The following is a 17124-nucleotide window of genomic DNA, read 5'->3' on the forward strand; positions in this document are numbered from 1 at the left end:
TTTTTCCATCGTTACGAAAACAATTGAAACCGATTTATAAAACGCCCCGGAATGAGGACACGGCAGGAGCCGTGTCCTCATTTCTCATCGTATAAATACTTACTGATGAGCCGGTTCCGTAGCATTTTCTGCCTGACGATGCATTACATTGTTATGGCCAAAGCATTGCTCATACTTCCACCCCGTCAAAGCCTCCACCGCAGCACGTGTCTCCGGCGTGACATCCGCCATACTTCCGCCTGCCTTGATGCGATGCACCTCATCCACCAAAAGCTTATGCGTCTCTTTCGTCAGCTTGAGATTGCGGGAAATGAAGTAGATAATGACACAAAGTACAATCGGCACAACGATGGTCATGAAGAGAACACCATTGATCGCACTGGCCGTCTGAGTGCCGGCACCTTTTTCAAAGCCGAATGCCGCCAGACCGACACCGAGCAGAAAGCCCTCCATAGCGGATGCCACCTTGGACAACAGGCCGTTGACACCAGTGAAGATGCCTTCGCGGCGCTCCATGGTAACCGCTTCATCGATATCAGCCATAAAGGGGAGCTGGAATACCGGAATGTAGTCTGCACCGGCCTTGCCGATATTGTTGACGATGGCTAAAATGGTGAGCCAAACGATCACCATATGCTCTTCCATGCCGAACTGACCCACATAAAGTGCATAATACCCAACCAGTGAAACAGTGACAATAACACCGACAATCTTAAAAGCGAACGGCCCGCCGTAGCGATAGCAGAGCGTGATAAAAATGGCGAGGGCTACAAAAGCGACCAGAGTAGAGACTGACGTAATAATAGACGTCGCACTCTTCGTCAGAGACAAGGCATAAATGACATAATAGGTAAATACGCCAGCAGCCAGATTTTTATAAATGCCGATAAACAACATCATGCCGGCATGAAGGCGGAATGCACGGATACGCATAGAAGCAAATACATCGTTAACCAGTTTCAGCAAAACATGATGAACCGATCCCATTTTATCCGTATAATGGATATCCTCCGGCGCACGCTCATACGTCAGTGCATAGACAACAAGCAGGGAAACCGCCGTAACGATGGCATAAGACAAGCCCGTATAGAAATAGGCATCCACATTGCCCTCACCAAGGCGCTGGAAGAAGAATGCCGGGAACAGCAGCGCAATCGTCGATGCAAACGTTCCGCAATACTGTTTAGCCGAAACCAGTTTTGTCTTTTCGGAAGCAACCTGCGTCATCTCTGCCGGAAGCGTCGGCCCCGGCACCATGACGGTCGTGAATACCATTTCATAAATCATATTGGCGACCAAATAGAACGTAAAGGTATGTCCCGGCGTCCAAAGGATTGGATACGTCACCAGGACCAGCGGCGCTCCCATCAGAATGAAGAAACGCCGACGGCCGAAGCGGCGGCCAATGGCATTGCGCCCAAAGTTATCGCTTATAAATCCCATAACCGGGTTGCCGACCGCATCAATCAGGCGGGCAACCGTAAAAATAAGACCTGCCTGAACAGCCGGTATATCACAGGCTGCCGTATAGAAAAACATCAAAAAGGCTGACGACAGTGCCTGTGTACCGCCGCCCAGGAAGTTCAGGCAGGCATAGCCCAGAACATTCCACCAAGTAACTTTACGCTGTTTCATGGTTCATTCTCCTCCTAAAACCACTCGTCATGTTAACCGATACCTGTCACAAGGCAGGCCCAGATTTTTCTTCGCCGACATCCACACTGCGGTCCGGCTGACGAATCCCGTTAATGTTCACATTATCATAGCGAAGATTGCGGATATTTGCTAAAACGGCATGTCCATGCACCCCGTCAAGATACATGTTCCGAAACGTGACGTTTCGAATCGGCGCATCCGCAAATCCCTTGAGATAAAAGGGGTATTTCGCATCAATGCACCCCCCTGCTCTGGTCAAAAAGCCATCGATCACAATATTGTGCAAGTCTGGCAGGTGACTGCCGTTACGGCCTTCTTCATAGAAAAAGTCCGCATGGACAATAGCCACTCTTGATTTGTTTACCACACTGTTGCGCACATAGATATTGTCCAGAGAACCGCCTCGCTTTGCATTTGTCTTGAATCGTATCGGATAGTCGAGGTTCGGACTGTCAAAGCTGTTTTCATCGGCAAAAACGTGATGAACACCTCCCGATATCTCGCTTCCAATCGTAATTCCGCCATGCCCATTACTAAAATGGTTACGGCGTATGACAACATTTTCGGTGGGAACGCCGACCCTCCGACCGTCCTGATTGCGGCCGGATTTGATTGCAATGCAGTCATCGCCTGTCTGGAAATAGCAATCTTCGATCAGGACATTGCGCGAACATTCGGGATCGACGCCGTCATTATTGTAGAGGTTTGTTTCGACATGTATCCCCCGAATCAGCACATTGTCACACAACACCGGATTGACTTCCCAAAACGGCGAATTCGCAATCCGCACATCCCGGATCAGAACATTCCTGCAGCGATAAAACTGGATGAACGGCGGCCGGAGCGTCGAAACAGTATCATCAAAAATTCTTTGCTCCGGATCCGTCCGCTCTGCGTTGAAGGCAAACAGTCGCTCCCGCTGTATCTGCTGATCCTTTTCCCCAAAATAGCCGAACTTCCACGGCATCCAGTTGAACTCATCAGCAGCACCGTCCAGCGTTCCTGTCCCCGTCACTGCGATATCTTCCGCACCGTCCGCATAAATGAACGGTGAGAAATTCATACATTCCACGCCTTCCCAGCGACTGAAACGAACCGGATAATACGTATTGCTCTTATTGCGCATGAACCGCAGGGTAGCGCCATCCGACAGGTTAAGTTCCACTCCGCTTTTCAGGACCAAAGCCCCTGTATAATACGTCCCCTCCGGGATCCGGACGATTCCGCCGCCCATAGCGGCCGCATCATCGATCGCTGCCTGAATCGCATGTCCGGAGTAGGGGACCTTTCTATAGTTCTGAATTAATTTTTTTCTCAGATAATTCTCGTCATGCTTCATCTCATCGCGGGTTCCCGGATAAGGCCCATCAGGATGGGTGAGAAATTCTTCTTCAGCTACCGTCACCAGCGCCTCATATTTCTCCGAGCCGATATCAAGAATATGTTTCATATCCCTCTTTTTCTCCAGACTTTCCGCCCGATTCACGATATCCTCGTAGAGTGCCTGATTCCAGGTAAAGTCCATGCCATTCTCCCCACTTTCTTTCCGTGGATTTAATCCTGTTTCTTTTTCTTTACAAACATATATTATCATTTTATCGTGTTTTATCCCATAGAATATCTTTAGACAATTCTTTAACTTTTATAGAAAAAGAAGACGAAGGAATCGGGCTTTTGCCTGATTCCTTCGTCTTCTTGGGCAGAATTTATGATTGGACTTAAACATTGATTTGGCTTGTATCAAGCCTGTTCCGACTTCGTCGTCCGCAGGAACAGCTGCATCAGCTGTTCTTTGGGGTCTTTATGATGCCGTACAATTTCATAGACCGTTGCACAGATCGGCAGCTCGACCTGATAAGAAGAGGACAGATCCATTAAAGCTTCTACGGTATAAACCCCCTCGGCCAGCTTGGCAAAAGGCCGGCCGGCAATCAAGTCTTCTCCAAAGCGGCGGTTATTACTGTGCGGCGAGAACAATGTCGCCTCATAATCGCCTAGATGAGACAATCCGTAAACGGTCATCTTGTTGCCGCCCATCTTCTCGATCAGGCGCGATAATTCCCGGGTCCCCCGAGCCATCAGCGCGCCTTTCAGACTGCTGTAGCCAAATCCATCCAGCATCCCTGCCGCCAAACCGATGACATTTTTAGCTGCCGCGCCGATTTCCGTCCCCAAAAGATCTTCTCCATAATAAAAACGGATCAGCGGGCTCGAAAAAATATCGACCAAATCCCGGGTCAAAGATAGATCCGCCGAAGCAATAACCATGCAGTTCGGAAGCCCCCGGATAAAATCCTGCACATGCCCCGGACCGACCCATACAGCCGTCTGCACTCCATCGAGTTCTTCCTGCATCACAGTAGTCAGTCGCTTTCCTGTGCCAGTTTCCAGCCCTTTCATGCAAAGGACAAAACGCTTGCCGGACCATCCGCCCAGATCCCTCAGCTGAGCACAAAAGCTGCGCAGCTGCTGTGAAGCAATCGACACTACGATAACCTCCGCAAAGGACAAAGCCCGCGCTAAATCATCAGTCAGGGCTACTTCACCAGGCAGCGTCAGATACTCATTTTTTCGCGTATCGCGAAGCGCTCTAAGATGTGCCGACCCGGGCCGTCCCCAAAGCATCACCTGATGGCCGATATGATTTGCATACCAGGCATGGAAGGTTCCCCATCGCCCGCATCCAAGAACTGTAATATTCATACCGAAGCCTCCGTCCTGATCCCCGTAAGATCGCGCACCACTTCCCCCGCCATGATCAGTCCGACGACTGACGGGACAAAAGAAATACTCCCCGGTACGGCCCGCCGGCGGTCACAATTGCGGGCGCTTCCCGGCGGACAGATACAGTCAGCCCCGCAGCCGCTCTGACGGACCGGAAGCGGCTTTTCCGTGGAACAGACAACCTTAAGACGGCGTATGCCCTTTTCTTTCAGCTTTTTGCGCATCACGCGGGCAATCGGATCTACGCGGGTCTTGAAAAGATCCATGACCTCGAATTTCGCGGGATCCAGCTTATTTCCCGCTCCCATGCTGCACAAGATAGGAATTCGGCGATTATGGCACTGCATCACCAGATCAATCTTCCCTGTAACCGTATCGATCGCATCCACCACGTAATCATACGGCATAACGAAAAACGAATCGGCCTTATCCGGCAGATAAAACGACTCCATCGTATCCACGACCGCATCCGGATTGATATCCAGAATACGCTGTTTCATCGCTTCCGTTTTCAACTGCCCTACCGTCCGGGAAGTCGCATGAATTTGGCGGTTGACATTGGTCAGGCATACCCTGTCGTTATCGATCAAAACCAAATGACCGACGCCTGCTCTGGCGAGCCCCTCCGCCACAAAAGACCCGACGCCGCCGATACCGAAAACAGCGACCGTGCTCCCGGCCAGCTTCTCCATGCCGCTTTCTCCCAAAAGCAGTTCTGTCCGAGAAAATCTGCCTAATTTATTCACCATTTCCTGTCCTTTCTCCACTTATTGTTCCAAACACTCAGCCCAAATCATTTCATAATGCACAGCACCATGCCGAAAACCCGGCGGCATCCTCCCGCAGAGTTATTTGCATAGAACCATCTGTCCCCGCATTCATTTCTCATGATTTCTATCGGGCCTGGTCAGACGAAAAGCCGGAATGGCAAAAGCACGGGAGCCAGCCGGTTCAGATCTTTCAGCGTCGGACATAGATGGTTTAGCGCCGGACATAAAAGACGGTGCTTCCAAACTGAACGACTTGTCCGTTGAACGGCGTCCTTCTCCTTGCCCGGCTGGCGTCTGAAACGCATCGCGGTCGGCAAAATCTGTCGCGATAATCGTCGCCTGAATCTCTCCATCCATCGCCTCGCTGATGACGGTTCCCAATATAATATTGACCTCCGGATCGGTATGCTCCGCAATGTAACGGGACGCTTCATCCACATCAAAAAGGCTCAGTGTTTCATCACCGGTAAGATTCAGGATAACACCGCGCGCGCCCTTTAATCCCTTGTCGATCAGGGGACTTTCCGCCGCCTGCTGAACCGCCTCAAGCGCGCTGCGGCGGCTGCGGCCGATCCCCAAAAGCGCATCGCTGTTTTCGCTCTGCCGGAAAATCGTCGTAACATCAGCAAAATCCACATTGATGACCCCCGTCGTCAGAATCAGCTCCGCTACACAGCTGATTGCCTGATTCAGGATCTTATCCGCACATTGAAATGCTGTAACCAGCGACATCCGACGGTTTTCAGGCAATTTCTGCAGATTATCATTCTTCACGGCGATCAGCGCATCCATTTCCGAGCGCATCCTCTCAACGCCCTCCATGGCCGTACGTTTTTTGCGTGCTCCTTCAAAACCAAACGGAACCGTGACAACGCCTACCGACAGCACGCCCATATCCCGGGCCAGTTTCGCTACAACCGGAGCGGCTCCCGTACCGGTTCCTCCGCCCATGCCGGCCGTAATGAAAATCATATCCGCGCCATTCATAGCCGCTCTGAGTTGCTTCTCATCGTTTTTAGCCGCCTGCTCGCCCAAAGCGACATTTCCGCCAGTACCGCGACCATGTGTCAGCGTTTCTCCAACCTGTACACACAGAATGCCTGACTGCCCGGCCAGCTGAAGCTGACGCGCATCCGTATTGACCGCGATCAGCTCCATATCGAGATCATTATGCTGCCCCATGCGCATCAGCACACTGTTCCCACCGCCGCCGATACCGAAAACTTTAATCTTTACCTTGGGCTTTATGATCGATGTTTCCCTTGCTGTCATGAAACATCCCCCTCTCGCATTACCTCTGTTTATTGATATGATTCGCCAAAAGCTGTTCCGTTCCTGCCGAAACGCCCTGATGGACGCAAAAAGAAAAAAACGGGGCCGCAATCAAGCAGCCCCGTCCTCTCTCCTCCCGCTGGTCTGTCCACGAACTCAGTGAAAGAGGAATACCGCCAAACACGCCAGAACAATCTTCAAGCTGTCAAGCTTCACACCAAACACTTCCTCACTCTGCATCCAGCATATTCTCCGCGTCCAGCAATACATGCTAATGTTTATCCTGATTATACACTCGTAGGCAGAAAATTTCAATACAGAAGTTGTATGGACGCGAAGTCGTTGAACATGCTATGCTATTCACAGAAAACACCCATTCATCCGATAAGGAGGCGATCATCCTATGCTCGATTATCGCGTTACCACATTTCTCGCTGTCTGTGACACCATGAATTTCACCAAAGCCGCCCAAAGGCTCAATATTACCCAGCCAGCCGTTTCCCAACATATCCGCTATCTAGAAGAAGCTTATCACACCCATCTTTTCCTTTATCAAAACAAGCAGCTCACGCTGACAAAAGCAGGCCTTCTTCTCCGGCATCGTTTCACCGCTATGGAAAACGATGAACGGGCGCTGACCTCCGAGCTAAACAGTCTGTCGGAAGGCCTTGAAGAAATTGCCATGGGCGTAACCATGACCATCGGCGAATATGCCATCCTCACGCCGCTGGCCCGGCTGCTCCGCCATCACCCCCGTCTGAACCTCCGCCTTCATTTCGGCAATACCGCTGAACTCCTGCGGCAAATCGATACCGGCCGAATACAAATCGCCCTTGTGGAAGGCTTTTATCCCAAAGAACGCTATATTCACCGGCGATTCGGCGAAGAGTCCTTTATCGGAGTTTGCGCGTCCAGACACCAGTTTCGCTCTGCCCCGCCGCAATCCTTTGCCGACCTGCTGTCTGAACGACTTCTCGTAAGGGAAAAAGGTTCAGGCACAAGAGAAATACTCGCCCGCAGTCTTGCTCTGTCCGGAATGAAAATCTCAGATTTTCGTCATTTTCTGGAAATCGGCAATATGCATTCCATCTTATCCCTGCTTCAGGAAGACGGCGGTATCTCCTTCCTTTATCGAATTGCTGCGGAAAAAGGGCTTCAAAATGGATCTTTGACGGAAATCCCTCTTCCCGGATTCCCCATCCGTCATGATTTCGATTTTCTCTGGGAAAAGAACAGCATCTATCAGGAAAAATATCAGGCACTCTGCACGGAATTATCCTCTTATCGATAAAATTATCTTATCGATAGAAAAGGATTTATTATTTTACATTTTATATCATTCTCCGTATAATGACCATATCGTTACAAGGAGGAAGATATAGAATGAAATCAAACGACTATCTCTGTCACGCACGCCGCCTCAGCACCGGATTTGCGCTCACGCTCGGCTGCTCGATTGCCGGCTGGCAGCTTGCGTCTTTTCCGGGCTTTTCTCTGGTCGGTTCTTTGGTCATCGCACTGCTGCTCGGCATGATGTTTCAGATCATCCGTCCGCTTTCGCTGGCTGCACAAGAAAGCACGCCTTTCATCGCCAACCGCTTTCTCCGGGCAGGAATCATCCTGCTCGGCTTTAAGCTCAATCTTGTCCTGCTCATGGGAGCCGGGCTCAAAAGTCTCGCAGCCGCTGCCCTGATCGTCACCGTTATGATCCTGCTGAACTACGGCACAGCCCGCTTATTCCGGGTCAATCACACATTGGCTCTGCTCTCCGCCTGCGGCTGCAGCATCTGCGGCGCAGCCGCAGTCATGGGTGTTTCCAGCGCAGTCCGGGCAAAAACGGATGAGTCCGTACTTGCCGTGGCCATTGTAGCCATTCTCGGTACCGTATTTACACTCATCGAAGTCGGGCTTCAACCCTTTCTGGGATTCTCCCCGGAACAGTTCGGCGTCATGGCCGGCCTGAGCCTCCACGAGATCGCTCATGCCGTCGCCGCAGGCGGAAGCGCAGGCGCAGCCGGCACAGACAGCGCGATCATTGCCAAGCTATCCCGTGTGCTGCTGCTTGCTCCGGTCGCCGTCCTCATCGGGCTTCTGGAGGCTCGCCGGAATCGCCGTCAGGACAGTTCATTTACCGTTCCTATTCCATACTTCATGGGCGGATTCATCCTGGCCAGTGCGATAGGAAGTTATATCCCGCTGCCGGACGGCACCGTTTCGTTTCTCGTACAGCTCGCCTATCTTTTGCTCGGCATGGCCATGGCCGCTCTCGGTCTGAACGTCCGATTCAGCGTCATCCTGCATCAGGGCGTGCGCCCGCTGACAGCCGCTTTCCTGTGTTCCATCGTAATCACCGGACTTGCCTGGTCTATCGTAAGCATCTGGTTTTGAACTGCCCCGCTTCGGCGGGGTTTTTTCTATACTGCCGGGGAGAGCTCCTGACCAAAGCGCATAGTATGCGCCCTCCCTTTCCAGCAGTTCTTCATGACTTCCCTGCTCGACAATATGTCCTTGATCCATAACAATGATTTCATCGGCATCGCGTATGGTCGAAAGACGATGCGCAACAATCAGGCAGGTTCGTCCGCGCATTAACCGCAGCATAGCATCCTGAATGCTCGCCTCGGTGCGGGTATCCACATGTGAAGTAGCTTCATCCAAAATAAGGATCCGCGGCGCTGCCAGACAAGCCCGCCCGATGGCCAGCAATTGACGCTCCCCCTCCGAAAGATTTTGTCCTGCACCGGAAAGGACCGTCTCATACTGCTGCGGCAGATACGAAATAAAAGATGCTGCATTGGCCAGACCAGCAGCACGCTGCACTGCATCCAGCGAAGCATTTTCATCTGCATAAGCAAGATTATAACGGACCGATTCGGAAAAAAGCACAGTATCCTGAAGAACGATACCGACAAGACGACGCAGACTGCCCAGCGAATACGTACGGATATCCCGCCCGTCCAGCAGGATTTGCCCTTCATCCACTTCGTAAAAGCGCATCAGCAGATTGACAATCGTCGTTTTCCCGGAACCTGTCGCACCGACCAGCGCCACCTTTCGTCCCGGCCGGATGATCAGGTTAAAATCGTCAATGACGCGCTTCCCCGGCACATAAGAAAAACTCACATGGCGAAATTCGATCACACCGCAGAAATCAGACGGAACCTCCTGCCCGCCCTGAGCTTCTCCCACTTCGTCCAATACATGAAAAATCCGCTCAGCGCCGGCCAGCGCTGCTTCAATCTGCCCATAAAGCTGGGCCATCTCATGAATAGGCCGGGTAAACTGCTTCGTATAAATGATGAACGCAGAAATAACGCCGACGGTAATCCATCCTTTGAGGACAAGGTAGGCGCCAAACACCGAAACCATGACAAAGGCGCCATTTGAAATCGTATTCATCAGCGGCCCCATGGCCGAACCCACGCTTTCCGCACGAATTCCTATACCAGTCAGGTTGTCCGCTGTCTGCTCAAATTCCTGAAACGTGCGCTCTTCCCGGGCATAGGCCTTAACCGTGCGGACCGCCGTAATCCTTTCCTCCGTCATGCCGTTCAGACGGCCCAGCAGTTCCTGACGCTCCTGAAAATATTGTCCCAGTTTTCCCGCGACCGCCTTCGTTGTCGCCAAAGTCGCCGCAACCGTCACTCCGATCAGCATCGTCAGCGGAACACTAAAGGAAAGCATGACCACCGTCGTGCCGCAGATACTCAAAACGCCGGACAGCATCGTACCCATCGAGGTCGAAATCACGGTAGTAATATTGTCCGCATCATTGGTCATACGGCTCATGAGATCCCCATGCGAGTGGCGATCCAGATAAGACAGCGGCAGACTGTTGATTTTCTCAAAGAGATCTTTCCGCAAACGGAGGATGATACGCTGACTCAGCACGGCGCTCAGGCGCCCCTGAACGAACAGCATCGCCGCATAAGCCGCACAGACAGTCATCATCCAGAACAGGATAGGCGGTACATCGCTGTAGCGGGAATCCGTCACCGCATCAATTGCCCGGCTCATAAACACCGGTGCAGCGATTCCGATGCCTGTACTCACGGTCACAATCAGAACCAAAAGCAACAGCCGCCAGCGTTCCGTCCGAAAATAAGCCAGCAAACGCCGGCAAGTTTCTTTGCGGTGAACGGCTTTTTCCGCCGGGCCATCGTAGCGATGCCAATGGCGCAGCAGTCCGGATGTTTCTTTTTTCTCAGCCATGCGGAATCACCGCCTCCTCCGTCTGGCTCTGCGACGCACAGATTTCCTGATAAAGCGGACAATCCGTCAGCAATTCTTCATGCGTACCGCATCCGATCAGCCTTCCATGATCCAGCACCGCAATGCGTTCCGCATGACGAGCCGTTGCGATACGCTGCGCGACAACAATCCGCGTCAGCGGATGCCCCTCCGCCTGCCTCCTTTGTGCATAACCATCCAGATCCCGGAACAGAGCGGCTTCCGTCCGCATATCCAGCGCACTCGTGCTGTCGTCAAAAACCAGAATATCCGGCCGGCGCACAATGGCGCGGGCGATAGCCAATCGCTGACGCTGTCCGCCGGAAAGGCTCATTCCGCCCTCCGACACCATGGTATCGTATCCTTCAGGCTGGCGCAGAATAAACGCTTCCGCCTGCGCGATACGGGCAGCCTCCCGGACAGATCGCTCAGAGAAATCGTCGCAGCCCCAGACGATATTATCGCGAATCGTCAAAGAAAACAAATCCGTCCGCTGCAAAACAACCGTGATTTTGCGCCGGAGTTCATGAACAGAATAATCTCGTATATCCGTATCGAAAACGCGAATCGATCCGGATGTTGCGGGGTAGAACCGAAGGAGAAGCCGGATCAGCGTACTTTTTCCGGCCCCCGTCGCCCCAACAACAGCCAGCATTTCACCGGGCCGCACTGAAAGCGAAATATCACTCAGCACGTCCTCCTGCTGTCCCGGATAATGAAAAAAAACATGCCGCAACTCCACAGCATACGCCGCGTTGTTCCGGCCTGCCGGCAGAGCGCAGCCATCACCATCCACGTCGTTTCCCTGATCGAGAATCTCCTGCAGCCGGCGTTTGGACGTCAGACCGCGGGCAAAGAGCTGCAGAATCATGGCAAACATCAGCAATCCGTTCAAAATCTGCACAATATAAGTTAACGCTGCCATAATCGTACCCGGCATAATACGCCCCGACGCAGCATCCAGCGCGCCGACATAAATCACAGCCGCAATCGCAGCGTTCATCACAATATTCGCCAAAGGAAGCATACAGGATATGATCATCAGTACACGCAGCTGTGTATCAGCCAAATCCTCATTGGCCACGCCAAAGCGCAGATTTTCCCGTTTTTCCTGATGATATCCCTTAATGACCCGCGCCCCCCGGATATCCTCCTGCATGATTTGATTCAATCCGTCAATTTTCTGCTGCCAAAGCCGAAAAAGCGGATTACTTTTCCAGACAATAACAGACACCTCCAGCAGGATAACCGGAATGGCCAGCATCGTCACCAGACTGAAATGAATATCCAGCGTCAGAAGCGCCGCCGTGCCGACGCACAAAAAGGTCAGACTGCGCACCACACCACGCAAAGCAGTCGAAACCATCGTCTGAACCTGCGCGGTATCGCTCGTCATACGCGTGATCAATCCGCCTGTATGAAAAAAGTCAACCTGTTCCATCGAAAAAGATAAAATGCGCCGAAAGCAGGCCTTGCGCACATCGTTGCCAAAATGCTGCGCACAGAAATTGACACAAATACCGCCCGCTATACCGCATCCTCCGCCCAACAGAACCACCAGCGCCATGGCCAGCCCTGTCCTGAGAACAAACTCCGGATCAGGGACGCCGCCGCGCCCGGCCCCCAAAATCCCTTCATCGACAATGGATGCCATCATACGCGGCTGATAAAGATCGACAAGCACCTCCGCAATCATCAGAAAAACTGCCAGACTTGCCTGATAGCGATAGGGATAAAGATAACGTATCATAACATCCTCCCGGAACACCATAAAGAAGCTTCCTCTATCATACCATATCCTTTCAGGAAATCGCTCAAAAAAATTCCTGCCCGCATCAAGACGGACAGGAACTTCAACATGCCTTTGCCAAATTCTGACTCAGCTGGAAACGGTCTGCTGCAGCCGTTTCAAAAACAATCCCGATTGTGTGGCCAGAACACCAGCCATCATCATCACACAGCCAAAAATCTGAGCTCCGCTCATCACTTCGCCAAGCAGCAGCCAGCTGAACACCGCACCAAAACAAGCTTCAAAGCTCATGATGATCGCTGCCGGCCCCGGATCTGCATATTTCTGTCCAAGAATCTGCAGCGTAAACGCGACGCCGCCCGACATGACGCCACCGTAGAAAATCGGAAACCATGCCTGAAAAACCGCCGGCCAGCTGATATCCTCCCAGGCCACAGCAGCAATCGTACTGCCCAGCCAGCAAACAAAAATCTGCGCCAGTGACAACTCAATCTCATCCACCAGCAAAGCAAAACGATCAATGAACAGAATCTGCCCGGCCCAGAAAAACGCGCTGAGCAGAACCAGACCATCGCCAAAATTCAGCGTCACAGCCCCGTGAAGAGACAACAAATATAAGCCGGCCAGCGCGAGCACTGCACCGATCCAGTTTTCCCGCCGGATCCGTTTGCCGAGCACGACAGCGCCCAGCGGAACCAACACGATATACAACGCGGTAATGAACGCCGTTTTCCCCGCTGTCGTATATACCATAGCCACCTGCTGCAGAGAGGTAGCAATCAGCATAATCGTACCTGCGCCCAAACCGGCTTTCCAGCCGGATTGGGTCATTCCGTTCTCCTGTCTCCGGCGCCGTTTGCCGCGAACTCCCAGCCATACCAGCAGCAAAAAAACAAAACCCATAAAATAGCGGGCCATCGCATAAGTAAAGGGGCCAAGATCATCCATACCGGCCATTTGAGCGACAAACGCCGTTCCCCAGATGAACGCGGCCATCATCAGAAAAAAGTACCCTCTCAACTTCATAGTACCACCTCCCGTTCTCTCTTGTGTCCGTCTCCATTATACCATGCAAAACAAAATATGCAATAATATACTTTTTTGTATTTTTATTCTTACTAAACAAGAACAAGGACAACGTAAAAACCATCACCGTTCAGGATAGGCGGCTGTCCTGATGCTGCCGAAAATAATTGATGGTAAACTGCTGGAAGCATACCGCAGCCGGAGTCAGAGGCCGCCGCGTATTCCAGGCGATCCCCACAGCTCGCCTGCAGACCGGAAAAGATACGGGGATATAGCGAACCCCCATCTGCTCGGTGCATGGAATATGCGGAAGCAGACTGACCCCCAGCCGCGCAGCTACCAGAGAAATCAGATTATGTACCTCATCCCCCTCAAAGATGACCTGCGGATGGCTTTCCGCCAGATCCAGCAGCTGATTGACCTGCTGCCTCAGATTGTATTCCGGTTTCAATGTGATAAAGGGCGCCCCATCGATCTCCTGCAAACGAACTTTATTTTTATGCACAAGTGGATGATCTTCCGGAACGACAAGAAACAATTCTTCCGACCACAAAAACATCCAGGCAATATCTGCCTCATTGAGCATCGAACAAAGGCAGATATCGGTATCGCCGTCTTCAATCTGACGGGACATAATCGTGGAATTCTGCTGATTCAACCGAATGACAACATGCGGATACCTGGCATGGAAGCGGCTCAGGATCAGAGGCAAATACGTATCGCCCAGCGAATGAAGGAAGGACACGCTGACAGAACCTTCTCCGCCGCTTTCCATCCGAAGTTCCTGCCTGGCTACATCCATTTCCCGCAATGCCCGGTCCACATGGAACAAAAATTTTTCCCCCATATCCGTCAGACTCGTCTCTTTTCCATGTCGTTCAAACAGCGAAACACTGAGTTCATCTTCCAGTTTTGCAATCGAGCGACTTAAAGCCGATTGAGATACGGCAATCGATTTGGCGGCCTGCGTGAAATTCCTGCAGCGGGCCAATGCCTGAAAATACTTCAATTGTGTCAGTTCCATTCGCGCTTCATCCTCTGTTTCTTCCGTCTTCTATTGCATGCTGTGCATAATTCCTTTTAGTTATCTGCTATTATATACTACAAATACTCATTTTTTCAATCATCTCCATCTATTATAATGTATTTTATACATAGATTTCCTGAATTTTTCTCATATATACAACATTTATAAACAATAAAGAGCAACTATGCAGGCAGCGCCAAAAGGTCGTGCACAAAATGCATTAGACAACCTCCGCCCCGCTGACTATAATGAAGCCTTGAAATTTCCATTTACTCATCACGATCAGAAACAGGTGAAATCATGTATGCTGAAATCCCCCGGGACTACATCCGGGAACTTTGTCAAATCGCCCGCATCCCGCGCGATGATGCCGAAGCCATGCTCCGTACTGCATTCATACCAGCTGCGAGACGTTCCGGCACACGTCAACTACACAGAAAGGAAGTCAGGCCCATGCCCGAAACAATCAATTCCGAACCATTATGGAGCAAAGATTATTTCTTTGATATCAGCGTAAATTTTCTCGTCTATTGTGTCCACTTTCTGCTGATGCTTTGGTCCACCGCTTATGCGATTCATACCTGGAACGCCTCGATCGGGATGGCGGGACTGGCCTCCGGCCTTTTTATCGTCGGCGCTCTGTTCGCCCGCATCCCGGCCGGACGATTCATTGACTTCGTCGGCCGCCGCAGGATGTTTCTCGGCGGAACGGCAATGTTTTTCCTACTGGTGCTCTGCTATGAGTTTGCTCCGACCCTGCAGCTGTTCATGCTTGTCCGTTTTCTGCACGGGCTCTCCTTCGGTACCACATCGACAGCAGCCAGCACGGTCGCAGCCGCCCTTATTCCTCTGAAACGTATGGGAACCGGCATCGGCTATTTCACGCTCGGCGTGACCATTGCTTCAGCCGTCGGTCCTTTTCTGGCCATGAATCTTACGCGCTCCGGCGCATTCCATTTGGGCATTGAGATCTGCACAGCCGCCACCCTCGTCATTTTTCTTCTGTCCCTTTCGATTCATGCGCCGGAACGAATCATCCTGCCGGAGGAAAAAAAAGATCTGTATCATTTTTCCTTTGACCGGTTTTTCTCGCTCAAGGCGCTGGGCATTTCCACGATTGCGTTTATGGGCGGTGTCTGTTATTCGACCGTGCTCAGCTTTCTCGGTGCTTATACCAATGCCATCGGTGTCACGGGAATCGGCGCAACCTGTTTCTTCCTCTGTTTTGCAGCTACATCCTTCATCAGCCGGCCGCTGACAGGTTTTCTTTTGGATAAATATGGCGGAAACATCGTCATTTATCCCTCGCTGCTGTGTATGACTGCTGCCATGGGAATTATCGCGCAGGCATCGTCAGATATCCCCCTGCTGATTGGTGCGCTGTTCCTCGGATTCGGCTATGGAACCGTCACAGCCTCCTGCCACGCGCTGGCTGTTCATTGCGCGCCCATGCATCAGGTCGGCGTAGCTACCAGCACATACTTTGTCCTGCTCGATCTCGGCATCGGTGTCGGGCCATATACTCTCGGAAGCTTTGTCCCGTCTATGGGATTCTCTTTTGTCTACCTGGCGGCAGGAACCATATCGCTCGGAGGCATCGCACTCTACTATTACCTGCTCGGCCGCCGTCATCGCTTTACACGTCATCAAATGGACCGCGACAGCGAAGCAAAAACCATCGTTGCCCGGCGGCGGCGCCGCTTTTATGAACAGCGTCTTTCCACCGCCTCAGGCCATTAACCGAAAAACGAGAGCCGTTCTGTATCAAAAGGTACAGCGGCTCTCGTTTTTGTTTTTGTTCCCGTTCACCGTGATATCCGGCGGATCTCCTGACCGGTAATACGCCGAATACCACAAAAAGACTCAGCACCGGTCTCCGCCATACAGGAAGCAACCGTCTCCGTCGAAACCGGCGCCATACTGCGGGCAAGGCCAGCAAGATTCAGCAACTGAATAAACTTTACAGAAAGAACTTCCATCCGGCGTTTGGCATGCTTGCGGATCAGCGACGGCGGCTGCAGAATCGTCAATCCATCAAAACGCAGAGAGGCAATATCCTCCTCAATCTGCCCCTTAAGACGCAGATAAAACCAGCGGGAAGATGAATTCGCACCAACCGAGGATACAAGCACCATTCGCGGCACGCCGTTCTCTCTGGCTATGCGCGCAAACCCGACTTGATAATCATAATCGATATGATACTGCGCTTCCTTTGAACCAGCCTGCTTCTTCGAGGTTCCCAGTGCGGAAAAAAGCACATCCCCCCGAACCATCTCCTGCCATTCTTCCGGACGGTCAAAATCTACCCGATAAAACCGAAGCTTCTCTGCTTTCATACCGGGGTCGCGCCGCGCAAAGGCAAGGACCTGCTCATAACGGGGATCCCGGATCAGCACATCCAGCAGCTCCATTCCCACAGCGCCGGTAGCGCCAATCACAATCGCTTTCATACAAAACTCCCTTCTGCTCGCTGATCGTTCAGCTCCAGCGCCTTGTCCAGCTCGTTCAGCACGACGTTCACCAAAAGAGGTTTAGTGTCCATAGCTATTCCTAATGGCATCAGCTTCCTCCATATATGCATCATATACTTCTGCATATTCATTCAATTCCGCTCCTGTTGGAGTATAGGTGAAAAAACTTCCATTTTCAAGCGGTATCGTATACCATAT

The 17124-nt window shown here is 51.8% G+C and carries 12 protein-coding genes and 1 pseudogene; 3 read left to right on the forward strand and 10 right to left on the reverse strand.

Features of this window, described 5'->3' with window-relative positions; all coding sequences use genetic code 11:
- Positions 1-99: 99 nt before the first annotated feature.
- From FYJ78_RS08020 to ftsZ, 5 genes are all read right to left on the reverse strand, one after another.
- Positions 100-1635 (reverse strand): MFS transporter, encoded by a 1536-nt coding sequence (locus FYJ78_RS08020; RefSeq protein WP_154620898.1) that lies wholly within the window; start codon positions 1633-1635, stop codon positions 100-102.
- 46 nt (positions 1636-1681) lie between these two features.
- Complete coding sequence (locus tag FYJ78_RS08025; protein WP_154620899.1) at positions 1682-3181, reverse strand: glycoside hydrolase family 28 protein; 1500 nt, start codon at positions 3179-3181, stop codon at positions 1682-1684.
- Between the two features lie 215 nt (positions 3182-3396).
- The gene (locus FYJ78_RS08030; RefSeq protein ID WP_154620900.1) at positions 3397-4359 is read right to left on the reverse strand and encodes an NAD(P)H-dependent glycerol-3-phosphate dehydrogenase; all 963 of its coding nucleotides are present in this window, start codon (positions 4357-4359) and stop codon (positions 3397-3399) included.
- Positions 4356-5129 carry a tRNA threonylcarbamoyladenosine dehydratase gene (locus tag FYJ78_RS08035; protein WP_154620901.1) on the reverse strand — a complete coding sequence of 258 codons (774 nt, stop codon included), beginning with the start codon at positions 5127-5129 and terminating at the stop codon, positions 4356-4358. Before FYJ78_RS08035 ends, FYJ78_RS08030 begins: the two co-directional genes overlap by 4 nt.
- A 129-nt stretch (positions 5130-5258) precedes the next feature.
- Positions 5259-6422 carry a cell division protein FtsZ gene (ftsZ, locus tag FYJ78_RS08040; RefSeq protein WP_154620902.1) on the reverse strand — a complete coding sequence of 388 codons (1164 nt, stop codon included), beginning with the start codon at positions 6420-6422 and terminating at the stop codon, positions 5259-5261.
- Positions 6423-6825: 403 nt separating this feature from the next.
- Here ftsZ and FYJ78_RS08045 point away from each other — a divergent pair, with 403 nt between their 5' ends.
- On the forward strand, positions 6826-7713 hold the full coding sequence (locus tag FYJ78_RS08045) for a LysR family transcriptional regulator (RefSeq protein ID WP_154620903.1): 888 nt from the start codon (positions 6826-6828) through the stop codon (positions 7711-7713).
- 92 nt (positions 7714-7805) lie between these two features.
- Positions 7806-8810, forward strand: a complete 1005-nt coding sequence (locus FYJ78_RS08050) for a YeiH family protein (protein ID WP_154620904.1) — start codon at positions 7806-7808, stop codon at positions 8808-8810.
- A 264-nt stretch (positions 8811-9074) separates the two neighbouring features.
- Here FYJ78_RS08050 and FYJ78_RS08055 read toward each other — a convergent pair.
- The 4 genes and pseudogenes from FYJ78_RS08055 to FYJ78_RS08070 all read right to left on the reverse strand — a co-directional run.
- A pseudogene (locus FYJ78_RS08055) lies at positions 9075-10634 on the reverse strand (ABC transporter ATP-binding protein); the annotation flags it as partial.
- On the reverse strand, positions 10627-12402 hold the full coding sequence (locus tag FYJ78_RS08060) for an ABC transporter ATP-binding protein (RefSeq protein ID WP_195847927.1): 1776 nt from the start codon (positions 12400-12402) through the stop codon (positions 10627-10629). The pseudogene FYJ78_RS08055 and the gene FYJ78_RS08060, both read right to left, overlap by 8 nt.
- A 129-nt stretch (positions 12403-12531) precedes the next feature.
- A complete protein-coding gene (locus FYJ78_RS08065; protein ID WP_154620906.1) occupies positions 12532-13428 on the reverse strand; it encodes a DMT family transporter in 897 nt (298 codons plus the stop codon).
- A 130-nt stretch (positions 13429-13558) separates the two neighbouring features.
- Entirely contained in the window at positions 13559-14452 is an 894-nt protein-coding gene (locus FYJ78_RS08070; RefSeq protein WP_154620907.1) for a LysR family transcriptional regulator, read from the reverse strand.
- Between the two features lie 456 nt (positions 14453-14908).
- Between FYJ78_RS08070 and FYJ78_RS08075 the strand changes: the two genes are divergently transcribed.
- Complete coding sequence (locus FYJ78_RS08075; RefSeq protein ID WP_154620908.1) at positions 14909-16195, forward strand: MFS transporter; 1287 nt, start codon at positions 14909-14911, stop codon at positions 16193-16195.
- 65 nt (positions 16196-16260) lie between these two features.
- Here FYJ78_RS08075 and FYJ78_RS08080 read toward each other — a convergent pair whose 3' ends face one another.
- Entirely contained in the window at positions 16261-16905 is a 645-nt protein-coding gene (locus FYJ78_RS08080) for an NAD(P)H-binding protein (protein ID WP_154620909.1), read from the reverse strand.
- Between the last annotated feature and the right edge of the window lie 219 nt (positions 16906-17124).

Origin of the sequence: Wylensekiella montiformis (assembly GCF_009697385.1) — a bacterium.
GTDB classification, from domain to species: domain Bacteria; phylum Bacillota; class Negativicutes; order Selenomonadales; family Selenomonadaceae; genus Selenomonas_A; species Selenomonas_A montiformis.

Excerpts from the sequence above, each read along its gene's own strand:
- FYJ78_RS08020 (WP_154620898.1), bottom strand. The coding sequence starts at position 1,635 with ATGAAACAGCGTAAAGTTACTTGGTGGAATGTTCTGGGCTATGCCTGC.
- FYJ78_RS08060 (WP_195847927.1), bottom strand. The coding sequence starts at position 12,402 with ATGATACGTTATCTTTATCCCTATCGCTATCAGGCAAGTCTGGCAGTT.
- FYJ78_RS08065 (WP_154620906.1), bottom strand. The coding sequence starts at position 13,428 with ATGAAGTTGAGAGGGTACTTTTTTCTGATGATGGCCGCGTTCATCTGG.
- ftsZ (WP_154620902.1), bottom strand. The coding sequence starts at position 6,422 with ATGACAGCAAGGGAAACATCGATCATAAAGCCCAAGGTAAAGATTAAA.
- FYJ78_RS08070 (WP_154620907.1), bottom strand. The coding sequence starts at position 14,452 with ATGGAACTGACACAATTGAAGTATTTTCAGGCATTGGCCCGCTGCAGG.
- FYJ78_RS08035 (WP_154620901.1), bottom strand. The coding sequence starts at position 5,129 with ATGGTGAATAAATTAGGCAGATTTTCTCGGACAGAACTGCTTTTGGGA.
- FYJ78_RS08075 (WP_154620908.1), top strand. The coding sequence starts at position 14,909 with ATGCCCGAAACAATCAATTCCGAACCATTATGGAGCAAAGATTATTTC.
- FYJ78_RS08080 (WP_154620909.1), bottom strand. The coding sequence starts at position 16,905 with ATGAAAGCGATTGTGATTGGCGCTACCGGCGCTGTGGGAATGGAGCTG.
- FYJ78_RS08025 (WP_154620899.1), bottom strand. The coding sequence starts at position 3,181 with ATGGACTTTACCTGGAATCAGGCACTCTACGAGGATATCGTGAATCGG.
- FYJ78_RS08030 (WP_154620900.1), bottom strand. The coding sequence starts at position 4,359 with ATGAATATTACAGTTCTTGGATGCGGGCGATGGGGAACCTTCCATGCC.
- FYJ78_RS08050 (WP_154620904.1), top strand. The coding sequence starts at position 7,806 with ATGAAATCAAACGACTATCTCTGTCACGCACGCCGCCTCAGCACCGGA.
- FYJ78_RS08045 (WP_154620903.1), top strand. The coding sequence starts at position 6,826 with ATGCTCGATTATCGCGTTACCACATTTCTCGCTGTCTGTGACACCATG.